This is a genomic window from Pseudomonas putida S13.1.2 (assembly GCF_000498395.2).
GTDB classification, from domain to species: Bacteria; Pseudomonadota; Gammaproteobacteria; order Pseudomonadales; family Pseudomonadaceae; genus Aquipseudomonas; species Aquipseudomonas putida_Q.
The window spans coordinates 400,336-421,345 of sequence record NZ_CP010979.1; the positions used below are offsets into that span (position 1 = coordinate 400,336).

At 63.7% G+C, this 21,010-nt stretch carries 16 protein-coding genes; 10 read left to right on the forward strand and 6 right to left on the reverse strand.

The genetic code is table 11. The features are described from left to right. Positions 1-62 precede the first annotated feature (62 nt). The 4 genes from N805_RS01605 to N805_RS01620 all read left to right on the forward strand — a co-directional run bounded on the left by N805_RS01605 (position 63) and on the right by N805_RS01620 (position 3,671). Positions 63-851: an alpha/beta fold hydrolase gene (locus N805_RS01605; protein WP_019470149.1), complete on the forward strand. Its 789-nt coding sequence runs from the start codon at positions 63-65 to the stop codon at positions 849-851. Then, the gene (locus N805_RS01610; protein ID WP_019470150.1) at positions 848-1,702 is read left to right on the forward strand and encodes an alpha/beta hydrolase; all 855 of its coding nucleotides are present in this window, start codon (positions 848-850) and stop codon (positions 1,700-1,702) included. The genes N805_RS01605 and N805_RS01610 overlap by 4 nt, the downstream gene beginning before the upstream one ends. Before the next feature lie 109 nt (positions 1,703-1,811). Beyond that, on the forward strand, positions 1,812-2,606 hold the full coding sequence (locus N805_RS01615; protein ID WP_019470151.1) for a DUF4892 domain-containing protein: 795 nt from the start codon (positions 1,812-1,814) through the stop codon (positions 2,604-2,606). Between the two features lie 12 nt (positions 2,607-2,618). Further along, on the forward strand, positions 2,619-3,671 hold the full coding sequence (locus N805_RS01620) for an AI-2E family transporter (RefSeq protein WP_019470152.1): 1,053 nt from the start codon (positions 2,619-2,621) through the stop codon (positions 3,669-3,671). Between the two features lie 54 nt (positions 3,672-3,725). On the opposite strand, the gene N805_RS01625 is transcribed toward N805_RS01620, so the two are convergent. The 3 genes from N805_RS01625 to N805_RS01635 all read right to left on the reverse strand — a co-directional run bounded on the left by N805_RS01625 (position 3,726) and on the right by N805_RS01635 (position 7,770). Beyond that, positions 3,726-6,146 (reverse strand): TonB-dependent siderophore receptor, encoded by a 2,421-nt coding sequence (locus tag N805_RS01625; protein ID WP_019470153.1) that lies wholly within the window; start codon positions 6,144-6,146, stop codon positions 3,726-3,728. A gap of 97 nt (positions 6,147-6,243) precedes the next feature. After that, a complete protein-coding gene (locus N805_RS01630) occupies positions 6,244-7,218 on the reverse strand; it encodes a FecR family protein (protein WP_019470154.1) in 975 nt (324 codons plus the stop codon). Positions 7,219-7,272: 54 nt separating this feature from the next. Continuing rightward, a complete protein-coding gene (locus N805_RS01635) occupies positions 7,273-7,770 on the reverse strand; it encodes an RNA polymerase sigma factor (RefSeq protein ID WP_019470155.1) in 498 nt (165 codons plus the stop codon). A 212-nt stretch (positions 7,771-7,982) separates the two neighbouring features. Here N805_RS01635 and kdpF point away from each other — a divergent pair, with 212 nt between their 5' ends. The 6 genes from kdpF to N805_RS01665 all read left to right on the forward strand — a co-directional run bounded on the left by kdpF (position 7,983) and on the right by N805_RS01665 (position 15,909). Beyond that, positions 7,983-8,072: a K(+)-transporting ATPase subunit F gene (gene kdpF / locus N805_RS01640; RefSeq protein ID WP_003251485.1), complete on the forward strand. Its 90-nt coding sequence runs from the start codon at positions 7,983-7,985 to the stop codon at positions 8,070-8,072. A gap of 9 nt (positions 8,073-8,081) precedes the next feature. Next, positions 8,082-9,776: a potassium-transporting ATPase subunit KdpA gene (gene kdpA / locus N805_RS01645; RefSeq protein ID WP_019470156.1), complete on the forward strand. Its 1,695-nt coding sequence runs from the start codon at positions 8,082-8,084 to the stop codon at positions 9,774-9,776. A 9-nt stretch (positions 9,777-9,785) separates the two neighbouring features. Continuing rightward, entirely contained in the window at positions 9,786-11,840 is a 2,055-nt protein-coding gene (kdpB, locus tag N805_RS01650; RefSeq protein ID WP_019470157.1) for a potassium-transporting ATPase subunit KdpB, read from the forward strand. Between the two features lie 10 nt (positions 11,841-11,850). Further along, positions 11,851-12,402 carry a potassium-transporting ATPase subunit KdpC gene (gene kdpC / locus N805_RS01655; protein ID WP_019470158.1) on the forward strand — a complete coding sequence of 184 codons (552 nt, stop codon included), beginning with the start codon at positions 11,851-11,853 and terminating at the stop codon, positions 12,400-12,402. A 160-nt stretch (positions 12,403-12,562) separates the two neighbouring features. Continuing rightward, positions 12,563-15,217, forward strand: coding sequence for a sensor histidine kinase (locus tag N805_RS01660; RefSeq protein WP_019470159.1), 2,655 nt, complete (start codon positions 12,563-12,565; stop codon positions 15,215-15,217). After that, positions 15,214-15,909: a response regulator gene (locus N805_RS01665; protein WP_019470160.1), complete on the forward strand. Its 696-nt coding sequence runs from the start codon at positions 15,214-15,216 to the stop codon at positions 15,907-15,909. Before N805_RS01660 ends, N805_RS01665 begins: the two co-directional genes overlap by 4 nt. Positions 15,910-16,067: 158 nt before the next feature. On the opposite strand, the gene N805_RS30860 is transcribed toward N805_RS01665, so the two are convergent. Genes N805_RS30860 through N805_RS01680 form a run of 3 tightly spaced genes read right to left on the reverse strand, consistent with a single transcriptional unit; the run spans position 16,068 to position 20,976 of the window. Continuing rightward, positions 16,068-16,838, reverse strand: coding sequence for a DUF6708 domain-containing protein (locus tag N805_RS30860; RefSeq protein WP_230685696.1), 771 nt, complete (start codon positions 16,836-16,838; stop codon positions 16,068-16,070). Next, positions 16,820-20,020, reverse strand: a complete 3,201-nt coding sequence (locus N805_RS01675; protein WP_019470162.1) for a T6SS effector BTH_I2691 family protein — start codon at positions 20,018-20,020, stop codon at positions 16,820-16,822. The genes N805_RS30860 and N805_RS01675 overlap by 19 nt, the downstream gene beginning before the upstream one ends. Then, positions 20,017-20,976 (reverse strand): hypothetical protein, encoded by a 960-nt coding sequence (locus N805_RS01680; RefSeq protein ID WP_019470163.1) that lies wholly within the window; start codon positions 20,974-20,976, stop codon positions 20,017-20,019. The genes N805_RS01675 and N805_RS01680 overlap by 4 nt, the downstream gene beginning before the upstream one ends. Positions 20,977-21,010: the final 34 nt, after the last annotated feature.

Consider the following 21,010-nt stretch of genomic DNA (forward strand, 5'->3'; position numbering starts at 1 on the left):
TGTTGCTGAATGGCGCCCCGATGCCGACAATGAGCCTTCATCTTCCGTCCGGACCAGGCGCCATGTCGCAGCAGATCTTCTTCGCTCATGCCAACGGTTTCCCTTCGGCCACCTACGGCAAGCTGTTCGCTGCCCTGGCGCCGGACTACCAGGTGCAGCACCTGGCCCAGCACGGGCACGATCCGCGCTTTCCGGTGGACGACAACTGGCAGAGCCTGGTGGATGAGCTGCTGCATCACCTGGCGCAGCAGGACCAGCCCATCTGGGGTGTAGGGCATTCGCTGGGGGGTGTGTTGCACCTGCACGCTGCCTTGCGTCGCCCCGAGTACTACCGCGGGGTGGTGATGCTCGACTCGCCGGTGCTCACCCGTGCCGACCAGTGGCTGCTGCGCACCGCCAAGCGTTTCGGTTTCATTGACCGCATCACCCCGGCCGGCCGCACGTTGGGGCGCCGCGAAGTGTTCAATGACCGCGACAGTGCCCGGCGCTATTTTGCCGGCAAATCGCTGTTTCGCCATTTTGACCCCGACTGCCTCGAAGCCTATGTAGAACACGGCCTGCAGGCGATGGCGCAGGGGCTGCAATTGCGCTTCGATCCTGCCACCGAAATCAGTATCTACCGCAGCATCCCGCACACCAGCCCCGCACCCGCACGGCAGTTGCAGGTGCCGCTGGCCATGGTGCGCGGCGAGCGCAGCAACGTCATTCGCCGTCACCACACCTTCGCGGTGCGCGGCATGCCCAAAGGCGAATATCACAGTGTGCCCGGCGGCCACATGTTCCCGTTGGAGCGCCCGACCGACACCGCCAGTTTGATCAAGGGCCTGTTCGACCGCTGGAGCCAGGCATGAGCGCGCAGGTGCAGGAGGTGCGCCTGAGCCTGGGCCATATCGAACTGGCGGCGCACCTGTTCGGCCCCGAGGACGGGCTGCCGGTGATTGCCCTGCATGGCTGGCTGGATAACGCCAACAGTTTCGCCCGCCTGGCGCCGCAACTGAAGGGCCTGCGCATCGTCGCCCTGGACCTGGCCGGGCACGGTTACTCGGAACACCGCCCGCCTGGCGCCGGCTATGCCCTGGCCGACTATGCCCACGACGTGCTGCGGGTTGCCGAGCAGCTGGGCTGGCAGCGTTTCGCCCTGTTAGGCCATTCGCTGGGCGCAATCATTTCGGTACAACTGGCCGGTGCCTTGCCCGACCGGGTCAGCCACCTGGCGTTGATCGACGGTGTCATCCCGCCGACCGGTGCCGAGCAGGACGCCGGCGAGCGTTTAGGGATGGCACTGCAAGCCCAGCTGCGGCTGGATGGCAAACGCAAGTCGGTGTACGCAACGCTGGAGGAAGGCGTGCAGGCCCGGATGAAAGGCATGGTCGCGGTCAGCCGCGAGGCTGCCGAATTGCTGGCGCAACGTGGCCTGATGCCGGTGCCTGGAGGTTACAGCTGGCGCAGTGACAGCCGCCTCACCCTGCCATCGCCGGTACGCCTGAGTGAAGCCCAGGCCATGGCCCATGTACGCCGGGTGAGTTGCCCGGCGCTGTTGGTAGTGGCCGCCGACGGCATGCTGGCGCGCCACGCCGCGTTGCTGGAGCAGCTACCCTTTGAACAAGCGACGCTGCCCGGTGGCCATCACCTGCACCTGAATGACGAGCACGGCGCGGTGCTTGTCGCAGACTGTATCAATCGCTTCTTTGGCTTTGCTTGACTTGCACCGGACAAGTGTCGAGGCTTGGCGGGTTGAACAGGGAGACAACCATGCAACTGCCAGACATCCTGGAGCTTCATTTCGGCGCAGTGCGCCGCCTGGTTCGCCAATGAGCGCGCCTGTTGCCATCCGTAATGCTGTCGCCGCCTGCCTGGCGCTGGCCAGCCCTGTGTTGTGGGCCGGCAGCCTGCCGGTGCCGGTGGACGGCAAGGTCGTTGAGCAGCGTCCGGCCGTGGAGCAGGAGCGCGTCTACCCCATGGGCCCGCTGCGCAAGATCAGCGGCCGCCTGCGGGTCGAAAACAAGGTCGAGAGCCGGGGCCAGGTCAGCTCGGTAACCTACGAACTGCCGGTCGAACGTACGGCCCGTGAAGCCTTTACCAGTGCCCGCGAAGCACTGCAGCGCGAGGGTGGTTACCCGTTGTTCTGGTGCCAGGGCCGCGATTGCGGCGAGGCCAGCCTGTGGGGCAACGATGTGTTCGCCAATGCTCGCCTCAACGGTGGTGACGAGCAGCAGGCGTTCATCCTGCTACGCCGCTCGGCAGAGGAGGCCGACACGCTGGTCGCGCTGTACAGCGTTACCCGTGGCAACCGCCGCGCCTACCTGCATGTGGAGGAGTTCGTCGCCGCCAGCCCGCTGGGCGAGCTGCTGCCAACCGCCGCCACGGTGCTGCGCGAAATGCGCGACACCGGCAAGCTCGACTACCCTGACCTTGCTGCGCCGCAAGACACCTGGGTAAACCTGCTGGCCCGCAGCCTGAACCTCGACAGCACCCTGCGCGCCAGCCTCAGTGGCGCCCAGGCCGAAGCCTGGCGCGAGGCGTTGGTCAAGGCCGGGGTACGCAATGGCCGCCTTGAAGTCGGCAGCGCACCCACCAAGGGCCTGCACCTTGAGTTGATCCGTTGAACGAGCGCCACCATGGTTAACAATGACCGCCTGCTGATCCAGATTCTGCTGCTCGCCTTGCTGGGTGCGGGCCTTTGGGTGATGGCACCGTTCATTTCGGCATTGCTGTGGGGGGCCATTCTTGCCTTTGCCAGCTGGCCGTTGATGCGCTTGCTTACGCGCTTGCTGGGTGGGCGTGAAACCCTGGCGGCCAGCCTGCTGACCACGGCCTGGATCCTGATTGTGGCACTGCCGCTGGTGTGGCTGGGGTTCAACCTGGCCGATCACATTCGCGATGCTACGGCGTTTGTGCGTGACGTGCAGGTCGACGGCCTGCCCGATGCGCCCGCCTGGCTGGGTGGCATTCCATTCGTGGGCGAGCGCCTGGTCAACGGGTGGCAATCGCTGGACCAGCAGGGCGCGGCCTTGCTGGCCTCGGCCAAGCCCTACTTCGGGCAGGTGGGTAACTGGTTGCTGGCGCGCAGTGCGCAGATTGGTAGCGGCGTGCTGGAACTGACCCTGAGCCTGGTATTCGTATTCTTCTTCTACCGGGACGGGCCGCGCCTGGCAGCCTTCGTGTTGCGCTTGCTGCACCGCCTGGTGGGCGAGCGCGCCGAGTATTACCTGGAGCTGGTAGCCGGTACCGTGCAGCGGGTGGTCAACGGGGTGATCGGCACGGCGGCCGCGCAGGCCCTGTTGGCGCTGATCGGCTTCCTGATCGCGGGGGTGCCCGGGGCGATCGTGCTGGGCCTGGTGACTTTCATGCTCAGCCTGATCCCCATGGGCCCGCCACTGGCCTGGATCCCGGCCACTGCCTGGCTGGTGTGGAAGGGCGAATACGGCATGGCGGTGTTCCTGGGTATCTGGGGCACCTTCGTCATCAGCGGCGTGGACAACGTGCTCAAACCGTACCTGATCAGCCGTGGCGGCAACCTGCCGCTGGTGATCGTGCTGTTGGGTGTATTCGGTGGCTTGCTCGCCTTTGGCTTCATTGGCCTGTTCATCGGGCCGACCTTGCTGGCGGTAGGCTACAGCCTGCTGCTGGACTGGAGCCGTAACGCGGCGCAACAGCCGCCTCAGTGTTAATCCTGTAAGGGTCTCTTCGCGGGCACGCCCGCGAAGCAGGCAGCGGCGCCACATTCAGTACTTCCAGGTTACCGACGCCGTGAGGTTGCGCGGCGCGCCATAGTTGGTAGACCCAGCCGACTGATACAGCGACAACAGGTATTTGCGGTCGAACACGTTGTTCAGGTTCAGTGACGCACTCCAGTGCTCGTCGAAGTCGAAACTGCCCATCAGGTCCATCAGGGCATAAGCCTCCTGGCGTACCTGGTGGTTGCCGTCAGCCCTGGTCGCGCTCTGCCACTGCACTCGCGTCCCGACCTTGGCCTGTGGCAACGCGGGCAGGCGATAGGTGACACTGCCGCGCAGGCTATGGCTGGGTACGTAGCGGCGGGTCTTTTCGCCGTCGCCATCCTCGATGTGCACGTAGGTGTAGCCTGCTGCCAGGTCCAGGCCGGGCATGGCTTCACCGGACGCTTCCAGCTCCACGCCGTGACTCTTGTTGTCCTCGCCACGGTAGGCATACTGCCCGCCGATGATCTCGCCGGTAGTGACGGCCACGTTCTGTTGCTCGGTTTTGAACAACGCAGCGCTCACGGTCAGACGCTCTTCGAGCAGGTTGCCTTTCACACCCACCTCGGTGCTCTTGCCTTCCAGAGGTTCGATCACGCCCCCTGCAGTACTGCGCAGGTACTGGGGCTTGAAGATCTCTGTCCAGCTGGCATACACACTCCATTGCGCGTTCAGGTCATACACCAGGCCGGTGTAAGGCGTGACTTTGCCATGTACCCGGGTGTCGTGGGCCGAGCCGTATCCCATCCCTTCACCATCGGCGCTGAGCATGCGGGCCCCGGCAATCCAGTGCAGGTCGTCGGTCAGGCTGAAGCGGGCGCCGGCATACAGGCTTTTCTGGCGGTCGGTGAAGTGCTGGGTGTTGAGTTCGTCGGTGTAGGTCAGCGGCGGCTTCTGCACAGCCCCGGCCAGGGCATCGCCGAGGCTGACCACTTCGCTGCCCGAACTGTTGCGGTAGTAGCCACGTTCATCATGACGGCTACGCCCGTAGTTGGCGCCCAGGGTCAGCTCATGCTGGCGGCCGAACAGTGCGAACGGGCCCGAAAGCTGTGCTTCACCGATTACCTGATGCTCGGTACTGGTGGTACGGTTGATGTAGGCAAGCACGTCGTCGGCCGTGAAAGGGATGGCATAGAGCATCTGGGTATCCTGATGCTGGTTGACCCCGGTTACGGTGACCGTGCCTCGCCAACCCTCGCCAAAGTCATGTGCCAGCTCCGCAAAGGCCCGCTGCGTGTGGATGTTCCAGTAGGTCCAGGGCTGGCCGATGCTGGAACTGCGGCTGCTGTAGTGGATCGGGTTGCCGAGGTAGTCGGCCATCGGCAGCGCGCCCCAGGTACTGCCGTTGGCGTCGCTCTTCTGTTCCGAGAAACCCACGGTGAGGGTATCGGCAGAGGACAGGTCAAAAGCCAGCAGGCCAGCGGTGACATTCAGCTCATGGCTGTAACGGTCGAGGTATGAATTGCCTTTGTCATGTGCGTAGATCAAGCGCCCACCCACGTTGCCGTCGTCGGTCAGCGGGCCGCTGACATCAAAGTCTGCCCGGCGGTTGTCCCAGGCGCCGATGCTGGTGCCGAGCTTGGCCTGCAAGGTATCAGTCGGCCGTTTACGCACGAAATTGACGGTGGCCGACGGGTTGCCCGCGCCGCTCATCAGGCCATTGGCGCCGTGCAGCACATCGATCTGCTCGAACTCTGCCAGGTCCTGGTCGCCCAGCAACACGCCGGACGAGAAGGGCATGCCCATGCCATCGTACTCGAAGTTGTCGATGGTGAAGCCGCGCGAAGTGAAGGCCGTACGGTCGGTTTCGAACTGTTCGACCGTAACGGTGGGTGCATTGCGCAACGCGTCTTTCACACTGTTGAGCTTGAAGTCGTCGAGCTGCTCGCGGGTGACAGTCGACACGGCCTGTGGCGTTTCCCGGTTGCTCAGGCCCAGGCGCGTGGTGCTGGACGCCGGCCGGGCCTGATAACCACGGCTCTGGCCATCGGCCTGGGCCAGTTGGTACTGCACCTGCGTGGGGGCCAGGGTCACTTCATTGCTGACGCCTTGTGCAGCGCCTGGCAGCAAGTACAGTGTGCTGGCGTCGGTGCGGGCAAAGTTGTAACCGCTGCCTTGCAGCAACCTGGCCAGGCCTTCTTCCAGCGAGTAGCTACCGACCACTGCCGTGCTGCGCAGGCTTGCATCGACATTACCGTCCAACAGCACGTTCTGCCCGGACTGCTGGCTGAATACCAACAGCGCCTGACGCAGGGGCTGGGCAGGAATGTTCAGCGCCAGCTTTTGCGCTGTGCGGGTGGCAAGCTGGCCAGGCGCTGCATGCGCCTGGGTTGCTCCGGCCAGCAAGCAGCACGCCATGGCTGCGCTCAGGGCGCCCTGTTGCCAGCGTAGGGTAAGGGTGGAGTGTTGGTCGTGTCGCTTGGCCATTCAGGCGTGCCCCATGCAAGTGCAGATATGCGAATAACTCTCAGTGCCGTTAAGACGCATGAGGCTTTTGAATATCTGATGGAGCCTGCAAGTTTTTTCAGGCAGCGGGGTAGAGCAGGGTAACCAGGTCGGTGTATTGCGCCGTGCGCACGGCCAGTGCCCTGGACATCACGTCGAGCATCTGCTCGGGCTGCTCAAGGTTCAGGATCAGGCTGACTCGCCGAGCGGCCAGTTGCTTGTCCATGATGAAAATGCGCCCTTCGCGCCAGCGCTGCAATTCCTCGACTACCGCCTGCAAGGGTTCGTTGAAAAACACCAGGCGGCCACTGCGCCAGGCCAGCAACTGCTCCAGCTCGGCACGCTGGATCTCGCCGGTCGAGCGCGGGCTGAACCGCAGCGAAAGGCCTTCTTCCAGGTCAGTCTGCTGGCTGGTACTCAGCACCTGTACACGGCGCCGATGAACCGCTACCTGTGCTGTATCGTGGTTGCACGACAGGCAAAACTCGGCCTCGTCCGCGCGCAGTCGGCCGGCTTGGGTAATGACCGTGAAGTCGCCAGCAGTGCTTGGGCGTACCGTGAAAAACGCTTGGCCCTGCAACAGTTCTACCGTACGGCGGGTGGTTGAGAAGTCCAGGTTCATCGCCGTGTGCCCGGCCATTTCCACCGTCGAACCATCCGGCAGGCGGGCGATACGCCGTTCACCTACTGCCGTGCGCAAATCGGCGAATGGGGCGTCCATGCCCTTGAGCCAGAACAGGCCGGCGCCTGCGCTTGCCGCCGCAGCACTGGCGGCAAGCCCCATGCCCATGAACCTGCGACGAGACAGGCGCGCGGGCGCGCGTGGCGCAACCGGGGCGGGCTGGCACAGCAGGGCTGAGGCGGCCCACAGGTTCTCCAGTTCGGCATAGGCCTGGGCGTGGCGCGCATCGGCTGCCATCCACGTTTCCCACGCTTTGCGTTGTGCGGGGGAGGGCGCGCCGCCATGAAACAGCGCGAACCAGGCACTGGCCTGATGACCAATGTCATCGGCAGTCGGGGCGGCGTGGTCGTTTGACGGCGGTTCGCGATTCATGGCTTCAACGCTTCACAGGGGCAGCACAGTCGGTGCATTGTGGCAGGCAGGGGGTCACTGTGACATGCCCTGTTTCAACAGTTCCAGTGCCTTGACCATGCGGCTGTAGGCCGTCTTGGGGGAAATGCTCAAGCGCTCGCCGATTTCGACGTAGGTCATGCCTTCGACCCGCACCATCAGGAACACCTCGCGGCAGGGCTCAGGCATGTTCTGGATCACCGTGTTCAAGGCTGCAAGCTGCTGGTTGGCGATGGCGGCCTGTTCCAGGGTGGCAGTTGGCTGGGCCACTGCGCTGGCTTCGGGCGAGTCCAGTGGCTCGCTCTTGCGGTGCTGCTGGCGACGGGTGTGGTCGATGAACAGGTTGCGCGCGCTGGAAAACAGGTAGGCACGAAAGTTCTCGATGCGGCTGCGGCCCATTTGCTCGGAAAGGCGAATGAACGTGTCCTGGGTCAGGTCGGCGGCGGTTTCCTTGCAACGCAGGCGACGGTCCAGGTACTCCTGAATCTCTTCGCGGTGGGCGAGGTAGAGTGCCTTGAGATCTGAGCCGGACATGAAGCCACCTTGGCAGGGATTTGAGCGAGGGCGGCAAAATACCATAAATGAGAATTGTTTTGATTGGTCTTTTTGCCAGGGCATCAGTCCAATAAACCTGATCTTTACGCATTCTTTATACCCACGCCCATCCCCCGATCTCGTCCCTTTACGCCCCTCCCTCGGACAATTTCCCCAAAGCGGCCCAAGCCGTACCACGGGGAGAACCACTCATGAACATGCTCGACGGGCTGTCACTGCTGCTGGCAGTGGCCTTGGCGTTTTATCTGCTGGTGGCGCTGCTGCGCGCCGATCGCAGCTAGGGAGCGACCATGCACAGTTACGATTTCGCCTTGCTCCTGGCGTTCTTTGCCATCGTGCTGCTACCGGCACCCTGGCTTGGGCGGTTCTACTTCAAGGTCATGGAAGGCCAGCGCACCTGGCTGTCGCCACTGCTGGGTCCGGTCGAGCGTGGCTGCTACCGGCTGGCGGGCGTGAACGCCAGCCAGGAGCAGAACTGGCGGCAGTACACCCTGGCCCTGCTGGCCTTCAACCTGGCCGGGTTCCTGCTGCTGTTCGCCGTGCTGCTGTTGCAGGGCCACCTGCCGCTCAACCCGCAGCACCTGCCAGGCCAGGAATGGTCGCTGGCCTTCAACACCGCCGTCAGTTTCGTGACCAACACCAACTGGCAGGCCTACAGCGGGGAGGCCTCGGTCAGCTACTTGAGCCAGATGCTCGGCCTGACCGTGCAGAACTTTGTCAGTGCTGCCACCGGCCTGGCCGTGCTGGTGGCGTTGTGCCGGGGCATTGCCCGGCGCAGCACGTCGACGCTGGGCAACTTCTGGGTCGACATGACCCGGGCCACCCTCTATGGCTTGCTGCCGCTGTGCGTGCTGCTGGCGCTGTTGCTGGTGTGGCAGGGTGTGCCGCAGACCTTTGCCGACTATGCCCACGCGCTGACTTTGCAAGGTGCTGACCAGACGATTCCACTGGGCCCGGCCGCCAGCCAGATCGCCATCAAGCAACTGGGTACCAATGGCGGCGGCTTCTTCGGCGTCAACTCGGCGCACCCGTTCGAGAACCCCACGGCCTGGAGCAACCTGTTCGAGGTGGCTTCGATCATCCTCATTCCGGTGGCCTTGGTGTTCACCTTCGGCCACTACGTGAAGGACCTGCGCCAGAGCCGCGCCATCCTCGCCTGCATGCTTGCCTTGTTCCTGATCGGTGGCAGCACGGCGTTGTGGTCCGAGCATCAACCCAACCCGGCCCTGCAGAGCCCGCAGGTGCAGCAGACCGCGCCCCTGGAGGGCAAGGAAAGCCGCTTCGGCACCACCGGTTCGGTGCTGTGGACGGTCACCACCACCGCCGCCTCCAACGGTTCGGTCAATGCCATGCACGACAGCCTGAACCCACTGACCGGCATGGTGGCGATGGTCAACATGATGGTCGGCGAGGTGATATTCGGCGGCGTGGGCGCGGGCCTCTACGGCATGCTGCTGTTTGTCCTGATTGCGGTGTTCCTGGCCGGGCTGATGATTGGCCGCACCCCGGAATACCTGGGCAAGAAACTGCAGGCCCGTGAGGTGCAGTTGCTGGTGGCGACCCTGCTGGTGATGCCGGTCGGCGTGCTGGTACTTGGCGCCATCGCCGCGAGCCTGCCTGGCCCGGCAGGGGCGGTCAGCAACCCGGGGGCGCATGGTTTCAGCCAACTGCTGTACGCCTACACCTCGGGCACGGCCAACAATGGCTCGGCGTTCGCCGGTTTTGGCGCCAACACGGTGTACCACAACCTGATGATCGGCCTGGCCATGCTCATTGGCCGCTTTGGCTACATCCTGCCGATCCTGGCCTTGGCCGGCAGCCTGGCGGCGAAGAAAAGCGCGCCACTGGGGCAGAACAGCTTCCCTACCCATGGCCCGCTGTTCACCGGCCTGCTGCTGGTGACCATCCTGCTGGTCGGTGGCCTGACCTTCCTGCCGACCCTGGCCCTTGGGCCAATTGCCGAACACCTGAGCCTGGGTTTTTGAGGACCGATCATGAACATGCCCATTCCTGAAGTGAATACCCGGCACACTGCCAAGGACCAGACCCGCTTCGCCGCGCTGTGGCGCCCGGCACTGGTGCAGGCGTTCGTCAAACTCGACCCGCGCCAGCTCAAACGCTCGCCAGTGATGCTGGTGGTGGCCCTGACCGCAGTGCTCACCACCGTGCTGTGCTTCGCCCCCGGCAATGGCGTGAGCACGGGTGTCGCCGTGCAGATCGCCCTGTGGCTGTGGTTCACCGTGCTGTTCGCCAACTTCGCCGAAGCCCTCGCCGAAGGCCGTGGCAAGGCCCGCGCCGACAGCCTGAAGGCCGGTAGCCAAGGCCTGACTGCCCAGCGTCGCCAGCGTGATGGCAGTTACGAGACGGTTGCTGCCAGCGCGCTGCGCAAGGACGACGTGGTACGCGTGGTAGCCGGCGAGATGATCCCCGGTGACGGCGAGGTGCTTGAAGGTATCGCCGCCGTCAACGAGGCCGCCATTACCGGCGAGTCTGCACCGGTGATCCGTGAGTCCGGCGGCGACCGCTCAGCGGTCACCGGCAATACGCGGCTGGTCTCCGACTGGCTGCTGATCCGCATTACCAGCAACCCGGGCGAGTCGACCCTGGACCGCATGATTGCCCTGGTCGAAGGTGCCAAGCGACAGAAGACTCCAAACGAGATCGCCCTCGACATCCTGCTGATCGGCCTGACCCTGATCTTCCTGATCGTGGTGGTGACCTTGCAGCCGTTCGCCCACTTTGTGGGTGGCAGCCTGCCGCTGATCTTCCTGGCTGCGCTGCTGGTGACGCTGATTCCCACCACCATCGGCGGGCTGCTGTCGGCCATCGGCATCGCCGGCATGGACCGGCTGGTGCGGCTGAATGTCATTGCCCGTTCGGGCCGTGCGGTGGAGGCCGCCGGTGACGTGCATACGCTGATGCTCGACAAGACCGGTACGATCACCTTCGGCAACCGCCGCTGCAGCGCGCTGCATGCGGCGCCGGGCATCACCGCTCGCGAACTGGGGGAGGGCGCCTTGCTGGCCTCGCTGGCCGACGACACTGCCGAAGGCAAGTCGATTGTCGAATACCTGCGCCAGCTCCATGACTTTGTCGAACCGCCTGCCGGGCAGTTCGAGGCTGTGGCCTTCAGTGCCGAGACACGTCTGTCAGGCATCGACTACCAGCAGCACCGCTACCGCAAAGGTGCCGTGGATGCCGTGCTGGCATTCGTCGGCATGCAACGCCTGGAAATGCCCCCGGCGTTGGCCCGCGAAGTGGAACGTATTGCCCAGAGCGGTGGTACGCCGCTGCTGGTGTGTGTCGACAAGCGCCTGCTTGGCGTGATCCACCTCAAGGATGTGGTAAAGCCCGGCATCCGCGAGCGCTTCGCCGAGCTGCGCAAACTGGGCATCCGCACCGTGATGGTGACCGGCGACAACCCGTTGACTGCCGCCGCCATCGCCGCAGAGGCGGGCGTGGATGACGTACTGGCCGAGGCCACCCCCGAGAAGAAGCTGGCGCGTATCCGCCAGGAGCAGAACGACGGCCGCCTGGTGGCCATGTGCGGCGACGGTGCCAACGACGCCCCGGCGCTGGCCCAGGCCGATGTCGGCATGGCCATGAACGACGGCACCCAGGCCGCGCGCGAAGCGGCCAACATGGTCGACCTGGACAGCGACCCGACCAAGCTGCTGGATGTAGTACAGGTCGGCAAGGAGTTGCTGGTGACCCGTGGTGCGTTGACCACGTTCTCCATTGCCAACGACGTGGCCAAGTACTTCGCCATCCTGCCGGCGCTGTTCGCCGCCATCTACCCGCAACTGGGCGTGCTCAACCTGATGCAGTTAGCCAGCCCGCAGAGCGCGATCCTGTCGGCCATCGTGTTCAACGCGCTGATCATTATCGTGCTGATCCCGCTGGCGCTGCGTGGCGTGCGCGTGCAGGCGGCCAGTGCGGCGCACCTGCTGCGGCGCAACCTGCTGATCTACGGGCTGGGCGGCATCGTGGTGCCGTTTGCCGGGATCAAGCTGATCGACCTGCTGCTCAATGCCCTGAACCTGGTCTGAGGAGGCCACCATGAATGCTTATGTACGCCCGGCGTTGAGCCTGGCCCTGTTGATGACGCTGGTGACCGGCGCTCTGTATCCGCTGGCGGTGACCGGCATCGCCCAGGTTGTTTTTCCGGCACAGGCCAATGGCAGCCTGGTGCGGGATGACCAGGGCCAGGTGCGCGGTTCGGCATTGATCGCCCAGGATTTCAAGGGTGATGGCTGGTTCCATCCGCGGCCTTCGGCAGGTGCCTATGCCACGGTGGCCAGCGGTGCCAGCAACCTTTCGCCAAGCAACCCGGCGCTGGCCGAGCGGGTCAAGGGTGAGGCGGCTGCGCTGTATCAGGCGCAGCAAGGGCCTGTGCCGCAGGCGTTGCTGACCACCTCGGGCAGTGGCCTGGACCCGCACCTGCCACCGGAGGCCGTGGCCTATCAGATTGCGCGGGTGGCAGCGGCGCGGCAGCTGCCGGTGGAGCGCTTGCAAGCCTTGCAGGAAGAGGCCACCCTCCACCCATTGATCGGCCCTCCGGTGGTCAATGTGCTGGCGTTGAACAAGGCGCTTGAGCAATTGAGCCACTGATATTGGGGCCGCTTTGCGGCCCTTCGCGGGCTTGCCCGCTCCCACAGGTACAGCGAAGCTACTGAGTTTCGCATTCAACCTGTGGGAGCGGGCAAGCCCGCGAAGGCCTGCCAAGCAGGCCCGGTGTTGGTCGACTGTCGCAAATCCTGAAGGATGAAACATGAGTGATTCCGCCCGCGCAGATGCGCTGTTGGCTAACCTCCCGCGCACCGGCCGGGGCCGGCTGAAGGTGTTCCTTGGCGCCGCCCCTGGCGTCGGCAAGACCTTCGCCATGCTCCAGGCCGCCCACGCCCAGCAACGTCAGGGTGTGCAAGTGCAGGCTGGGGTGGTGGAAACCCACGGCCGCGCTGAAACCGAAGCGCTGCTCGCCGGCCTTCAGCAGCAGCCTTTGCTGCGCAGCCAGTACCGTGGCGTCACCCTGGAGGAAATGGACCTCGACGGCCTGCTCCAGGCCGCGCCGGCCTTGGCCCTGGTCGACGAACTGGCCCACACCAACGCCCCCGGCAGCCGCCACGCCAAGCGCTGGCAGGACGTGCAGGAGCTGCTGGCGGCCGGCATCGACGTGTACACCACGGTCAACGTCCAGCACCTGGAAAGCCTGAACGACAAGGTGCGCGACATTACGGGCGTACACGTGCGTGAAACCCTGCCGGACTGGGTGCTGCAGGAAGCCTTCGAACTGGTGCTGATCGACCTGCCACCACGCGAACTGCTCGAGCGCCTGCGCGAGGGCAAGGTGTATGTGCCGGAGCAGGCACGCGCAGCCATTGATGCATTTTTCTCGCAAACCAACCTCACCGCCTTGCGCGAACTGGCCATGCAAACTGCCGCTGCGCAGGTGGATGCCGACCTTGCCCATGGTTATCGTCAGCGTGGCCAAGAGGCCCCGGCCTTGCGCGGGCGCCTTCTGGTGGGCGTGGACGGCGACGACCAGGCCGAGCGCCTGGTACGCCATGCCAGCCGCGTGGCGCAGCGCCGCCACCTGCCCTGGAGCCTGGTGCATGTGGACAACGGCCGCCTGCGCGACGAAACCGCGCGTCACCGCTTGCAGGCCGCGCAGCAGCTGGCCGAGCGCCTGGGCGGCGAGGTGGTGCTGCTAAGGGCTGGCGAAGTGGCGCGCACGTTGATCCAGCATGCCGCCGAGCGGCGGGCCAGCCTGGTGCTGGTGGGGCAGTCCCGTGACCGCCTGCGTCGTCGTCTGTTCGGTGCCGGTGTGGCTGCGCGGCTGCTGCGCGAAAGCCATGGCCTGGAAATCAACGTGCTGGACCGCGATGTGCAGCCGCAAGCACCGCGGTCGGCGGTGCGGCGGGTGTGGGTGTGGCGCCACTACCTGCTGGCGCTGCTGGCCACGGTCATGGCGGCGGGGCTGGCCTGGGCGGTGTCGAGTGTGCTGGCGCTGCCCAACATCTCGCTGGTGTTTCTGGCTGCGGTGTTGCTGGTGGCGGTGCGCAGCAGCCTGGGGCCTGCGCTGGCCTGCGCCGCGCTATCGTTCCTGACTTACGATTTTCTGTTCATTCCACCCAATTTCTCGTTCAGCATCCAGCGCGAAGAAGACGTGCTGACCCTGGTGTTCTTCCTGCTGATGGCCGCGCTTACCGGCAACCTGGCCGCACGCCAGCGCCGCCAGTTGCAGGCGCTGCGCGAAACCCAGGCGCAGACCAGCCAGCTGCTCGACCTGTCGCGCCGGCTGACCGTGGCCACCGACCGCCAGGCCGTATTCAATGCCGCCGGCCAGCATCTGGACGGCTGGCAAGACATGCAGGTGTGCCTGCTGGAGCGCAACGCCGAAGGCCAGCTGCAGGTGGCCAGCGGCGAAGCCCACGCCTTCAGCGACACCGAACGGGCTGCCGCCGATTGGGCCTGGCAGCACGGCCAGGCTGCCGGCCACGGTAGCGACACCCTGCCCAACGGCCGTTGGTGGTGGTGGCCGCTGGCGGTGGACGAGCAGCCGCTGGCGCTGCTGGGTGTGCGCCCGCGCAACGGGCAGCCGCTCAACGACCCACGCCGGCGCCTGCTCACGGCCCTTGGCCAGCCACTGGCTCAGGCCCTGGCCCGCGCACGTTTGGCCGAACAACTGGAAGCCGCGCGCCTGCACGGCGAAACCGAGCAGCTGCGCAGCGCTTTGCTGGCCTCCGTGTCCCACGACCTGCGCACGCCGTTGACTGCCATGCGCGGCAGCATCGACAGCCTGCTGGCGCTGGGCGAAGCGATACCGGCCGAGGACCGCCGCGAGTTGCTGGAGGGCACCCGCAACGAGGCCGAACGCCTGGACCGCTATATCCAGAACCTGCTGGACATGACCCGCCTGGGCCATGGTGGCCTCAAGCTGGCCCGCGACTGGGTAGCCCCGGCCGACATCGTCGGCAGTGCGCTCAACCGCCTGCGCGTTGTGCTGGCGCCGCTGCGGGTGCACACCGATGTGCCGGCCGAGCTGCCGTTGCTGTTCGTGCATGCGGCGCTGATCGAACAGGCGCTGGTCAACGTGCTGGAAAACGCCGCACGCTTTTCCCCGGCCAATGGCCGGCTTGAGCTGCAGGTGGCCGTGCATGATGACCAGTTGCGCCTTACCGTCAGCGACCAGGGCCCCGGCATTCCTGTCGCCGACCGCGAGAAGATCTTCGACATGTTCTATACCGCTGCCCGTGGTGACCGCGGCGGGCAGGGCACAGGCCTGGGCCTGGCGATCTGCCAGGGCATGATCGGTGCCCATGGCGGGCAGATTCTGGTGGGCGAAGGCATCGATGGCCAGGGCACCGGCATCACTCTATGCTTGCCGCTACCCCCTCAACCTGAAGCCGAAAGCGAAACGCCATGAGCCAGTCCGCCACCCTGTTGGTCATCGACGATGAACCGCAGATCCGCAAGTTTTTACGCATCAGCCTGGCCTCGCAAGGCTACAAGGTGCTTGAGGCGGCCACTGGCACTGAAGGGCTGGCCCAGGCTGCGCTGGGCCAGCCGGACCTGGTGGTGCTCGACCTGGGGCTGCCGGACATGGACGGCCAGCAGGTGCTGCGTGAGCTGCGCGAATGGAGCGCGGTGCCGGTGATGGTGCTGTCGGTGCGCGCCAGTGAGGTGCAGAAGGTGGATGCGCTGGACGGCGGGGCCAACGATTACGTGACCAAGCCGTTTGGCATCCAGGAATTTCTGGCACGGGTGCGGGCCTTGCTACGCCAGGTGCCACAGGCCGGGGGCTCGGAAGTGGCAGCCAGCTTTGGGCCGCTGACCGTGGATTTTGCCTTTCGCCGGGTAACCCTGGACGGTGTGGAGGTGGCGTTGACGCGCAAGGAGTATGCCTTGCTGGCGCTATTGGCCGGGCACCCCGGGCGGGTGATTACCCAGCAGCAACTGCTCAAGGATGTCTGGGGGCCTACCCATGTGGAGAATACCCACTACCTTCGGATCGTGGTGGGTCATCTGCGGCAGAAGCTGGGCGATGACCCCACGGCGCCACGGTTCATCATTACCGAGGCGGGGGTGGGGTACAGGTTGGTGGCGCCGACCACATAATCCCTGTGGGAGCGGGCGTGCCCGCGAAGAATCCAGCGCGATGCATGGCACCGGCTGCGCCGGTGTTCGCGGGCATGCCCGCTCCCACATTGACCGCATCGCCCTCAAGTTATGCGCAGTACCTGCGGGTGCCGGCTTGCCTAGGGGCCAGAGTAGGTTCAGGGCGCTGTTCTCGACTCCAGATCCATTTCCGTGGGCCACACTACTCGGGGTGCCAGGCGCAGGGCGAACTCACACCAGAGTACATCGTTGTGGTCCTTGGGCTCACCGGGTGGGGGCAGTGCCGAAGGGCCTTCCTGCATATACGTGCAGATATAGGCCCAGGCGTGCTGGTCGGCGCCCATGGTACTCAAGTGAAAACGGTCGATGACGTTGTTCGTACCGGGCGCGACGATGGAGAGCATGACACCCCATTTGAAAATGACCCCACCGTTTGGCAGGGCGCCGGTTTGTGACCAGCGCTCGGCGCGGACTTGGGACCAGTCGTAACTGACGGGCACGACTTTGCCTTTGTCGAAGGGGTTCCACCAGTGGCGTTTGAAGTTGTAAGCGTAGATTTTCTGGCGGGCACGGTTGAACCTGATGGGTTCGTCGCGGGGAGGAGAAATATCCATGCGAAGACCTATAGTAACCATCCATGATACCAGTAGAATTTCAAATGCTGAGAGCAGCAGGGATTCAGTGTCTCTCGGGTTGAATGTCAGTGCCATCATGTAAAGGCTAAAAATCAAGAACATGATTAGAAAAAAGGCGAATACTGAAATCAGTCCTCGTGATGATACGCTTTGTCGGGGAATCTCCAAATAGGTCAGGCACTGATGATTGGGTATCTGATCCCCCAAGGTTTTTGCTACAGAAGGAATTGTGTAGGGGTTGGGTAAATCTTCCTTCCAGCCTGGGCAGGCGGGGTTCAATAAGGGTCTGGCCATTTTGTAAGGGGTTCCGGACTGTTAATATTGTTCTCTTTCACGATGACACGTGCATGGCCATGTATATCCTGCTTGTCCGGCCAGTAGTGGAGGGTTAGTTCGATGGCGTTGATACGGTGACTTTCCAGTAAAGGCAGTGTTCCCTGTATGGTCAGCGCACTGGTATTGGTATTGGTACCCACCAGCGGTTGTGGATTACTGATATGAGAAAAGACCCCTTTGCCTTTTGGTAGGTTGATCTGCAACTGGGTACCGGGAGAGCTTTCACCTGATAGAATCATGGTTTCCTCGTCGGCTCCGGTGCGGTGAATATTCAGTTGCCACTCGTATCGAGACTTGCCTTCAGCATAATGAGGCAGGAGGATGTAATAGTTCAGCATGTATGCCGCGGCTACCGCTAATTCGTTGCCAATAATCATTCCTTTCGGTGCGTCTGTCTGAAAGTTTGAGTGGTTAGTAAGTTGGGTTTTGATGGAGACGTCGGCTTGGACTCCTATCACTGCCGCATTTAAAGCGCCAATTGCAAGATCAAGGTGCTTGGCTCCGGTCCAGAGACGATTGTTTTCAGAAAGTCCCCACCTGCTTTGGCGAGCCCAAAGCTCTGTTGGAGTGGATTCACTTCGTTTTGCATGTGAGGCTATTGCATAGGCGGCTAGCCCTAGGACGATGGCTAAACCGATTGGGCCAAATAGCGTGGCGGACCCAAAGGTCCCAAGTAGACCTGCAAGCGCGGAGGCGCCGGCCGCTGTGCCTGCAATCCTGTACCAATCTACTGACGTTAAATCTCCATTCTTATGAGCGCGCAAGCTGGCGAAAAAATACTGTGCACCATCCATGAAACCAGCAATCGCTGCAATGCCGCCGCCGTACCTAGCAATACCGGCTCCCAAGGAAGTAGTTGTCACTGCCCCGGGCCAGGGTATGTTAGGGCGTACATGTGCAACAACAAGCCCTGCCGCTTCGACACTTGCACCTATCAAGCCAAGCGAGGAAGACCAGACCGTTGCAAGCGCCTCCGGATCGTTGTGATGTGTTTCCTGTAATGCCCGATAGTTCTTGCCCAGGCTGTCCTGCTGAAACCACATACTGCCCAAGGCAAGGAGCAAGCGTACGCTTCCCGAGCTAGCTGCCGCCTCCCGCAAGCTGCGCATGGCATCGCTAGCCACGCTTTGCGCGGCCATCGAACTGATCTTCAAGCCACCTGTAACCTGCGCGCGCAGTGTATCCGTACCAATCGCAATATTGCGCACCAGCGCCCCGACGCCACCGGCCGCACCCTCCCTTAACTGCATCAACCGCGCCTGCAAACTCTCGGCACTTTCAAACGTCCAGAGCACCACCTCGATCATCTGGTTACGGTTGCCCGCTGCCGCAATGTTGATCGCGCCACTCAGCACCATGGCGCGTACCTTGCGGCCCAAGGGATCACGGAATTGCTTGTCTACCTGCTGCAGAAACGCATCGGTCCGTGCCTGCACCGCTTCATTGAGCAAGCTCATGTATTCGCCCACTGTCAGCGACACGCGCAGCGGCGTCACGTGCTGCCCGGCGAACAGCGCAAATGCCGAACGATGTACGTGGCCGATCAGCGTCCTGGAACGTTCACTGATGTGCTGGCTGAGTGCATTCCCAGCGCTGTTGGTCGCGGCCAGCAACTGGCCAACGGCATCCTGTATCGGCTTGATCATCAGCAGCTGGCCATCGGCGGTGCCGGCGATACTTTTGATGATGTCGTACACCTTGCCGAAGTCATCCCCGGACAGCCCGCTGGCCACCTGCTGCATCAGCTTCTGGTTCTTGGCCAGCAACGCCTGGTAAAGCAGGCTACGGTCGTCTTCCAGAAGCTGCTGCCAGATATGCTGGGTCATCCCGAGCGGCTGGCCTTGCGCGGGTAGCGCTTCAGTGGGCCCGCCGGCCAGGCAGGCCGCCATCATCTGTATGAAGTGCTCCACCGAAACAGGGTCTTTCGCGTCATAGTCGAAGTAGCCGATCTGCTGAAACGCACGTTTGGCGTAGTGGTGCGCGTACAGCTTGCCTACCTGGTCGACCATCGACTGCCAGTTTTTCAGCTCGCGGTCGTAATCCGCCTGGAAGCCGGCACGGGCGCGCTCGTCGTAACGCTCTTCCAGCCGCTTGCGGGCCCCCTCTTGCCTGCGCGCGATGTCGCGTTCGCTCTGTGCTTGCAGGTCCACCGGAGGGAAGTGTGTTTTGACCCCTAACGGGCTTTTGTTCCATTGCTCGACCCGCCGGGCCTCGCGCTGTGCGTCCTCGGCCCCCTGAGCAGCAGCGGTGGCGGCATGCAGTTCGCGGATGCCCAGTAACGCTTGCGAGGTGAAATACTCGAAGTGGCGCTGGGGTTGGGCACGCCACTCCTGCATGGCCTGCACCCAGCCCGTGCGCTGCGCGTTGAGCTCCATCACCATCCCGACCGGGTCGGGCAGGGTCAGCGCCAGCACGCCGTTGGGTAGCTGTTCCTGCTGGATGACCTTGCGCACATGGTTGCGGGTTTGATCCCCGCGGCCCAGGCGGCTGTAAAAGCCATGAACGCTGGTAAACCTGGCAGAAGAAAACGTAGAGAACTCCAGCACATTTTCCATGCCGAAGCGGAAACTGTCGGTCATGGCAATGCCGATGCTGGCAGGGTTGTTGCGCGCGGTCTCCAGGTCTACCTCGACGAAGCGGGCGAGGGTGCCCGGATCACCGTCGGCAATACCTTTGCGATAACGGTCGAGTACGGCAAGGGGCCAGGGATCGTTGGCGAAGGCGACCCAGGCTTTGCGGTAGAGCGAGGTGTTGATGTTGATGAATGAGGCGATCACATCGTGGCCTTCGGTGGCGCATACCTTGGGCAATGACTTGGGCGGCCCCAAGGGCATCTGCGACACAGGGAAACGCTGCAAGGTACCTTCTGCCGCCACCTCGTAGGCCTGCCAGATTTGCTGGTCGAGCAGCACGTAGACATAACCTTGGCGCAGCAGGCGCAATTGGTCGGTGTGCATTGGGTGGAAGGTGATTTCGCTGGCGTCCGCCAGGCGATAGGGGCGCCCTGTATCAGGGCGAGGGGCGTAGGCCTCGCGCAGCAGCATGATCGGTAGGCCGGAGCGTTCGCAGGCATTGCAGCTGCCGTATGTGTTGGGTATCTCTTCCTGCATGGCAATGTGGACGGCTTTGCTGATGCTCATGAATAACTCCTTGCCTGCGGCAGGGCGGCCACGATGTGCGACCAGGCGCGGTCGTCGTAGCAGGCGAAACGCGATGCCAGGCGTTGTATGCCGGCCGCTGCCTGTGCCACGTCGTGCTGGATGGTGGGATGTTGAAGGAGCAATGGGTGGACCATGACCATGTGCAGGCACATGCACTGGATATCGGCACGGTCGCGAAGGCCCTGCCTGAAGGCCTTGAGGAGCAGATTCATGGCATGAACGGGCGCGTTTTCCGGCAAGCCTGATGGGCCTGTGAATTGCCAGGGGGCGCCGGTTTGCTGCACGGCATTCAGGCGACGCCAGGCGCCGAGCAGTTGAATGATCTGCGGCGCGACGTGCTGGGTAGCCCTTGCCGCATCAGGGACGACCAGCTCGCCAGCCGGCGGTTGCCGTTCGAACACCGCGCAACTGCCACAGCCATCGGGGTGCAGCCAGCTACGAATGGGCCCAAGGACTTGGGCCGCGTTGCGCATGGTTGCGCGCAGCAACACCAGGCGTACAGGCTCGAACCAGGCGGTGATGCCGTGCGGCGGCGGTTGGTGCAGCACATGGCATTGCTGGCTGATGTGTCGTGCGATGAGGTCGGCGGGTTGCTCGCTGACTAGCCAGCCACACACATAGTGCCAGGTGGCCGTTGCCTCACGTGCGGCGCAGGTGGCGCTGAGTGCAGCAAGGGCGGTGGGCGCTGCACCGGGTTTGGCAAGCTGCACCAGCGCTGGCCAGTATTGAGGGTCCTGGACTAGCCCGCGGCTATCGACGCGCACTACCGCATCGTCACCCAGCGTCTCGGTGAGCGATGCAATGCTTAACGGGTGCTCGGGCGTGCACCCGGCAAACGGGTCCAGTAGAAGATACAGGGCCTCTTCTGGTTGGCGCAGCTGGGTCGCGAAGCGATCGACCCATTGCAGGTAGCCCTGTGCGGACTGGCTCGACATGAGAAGTTCCTTTGTCTTCTTGATGGCGAGCAAA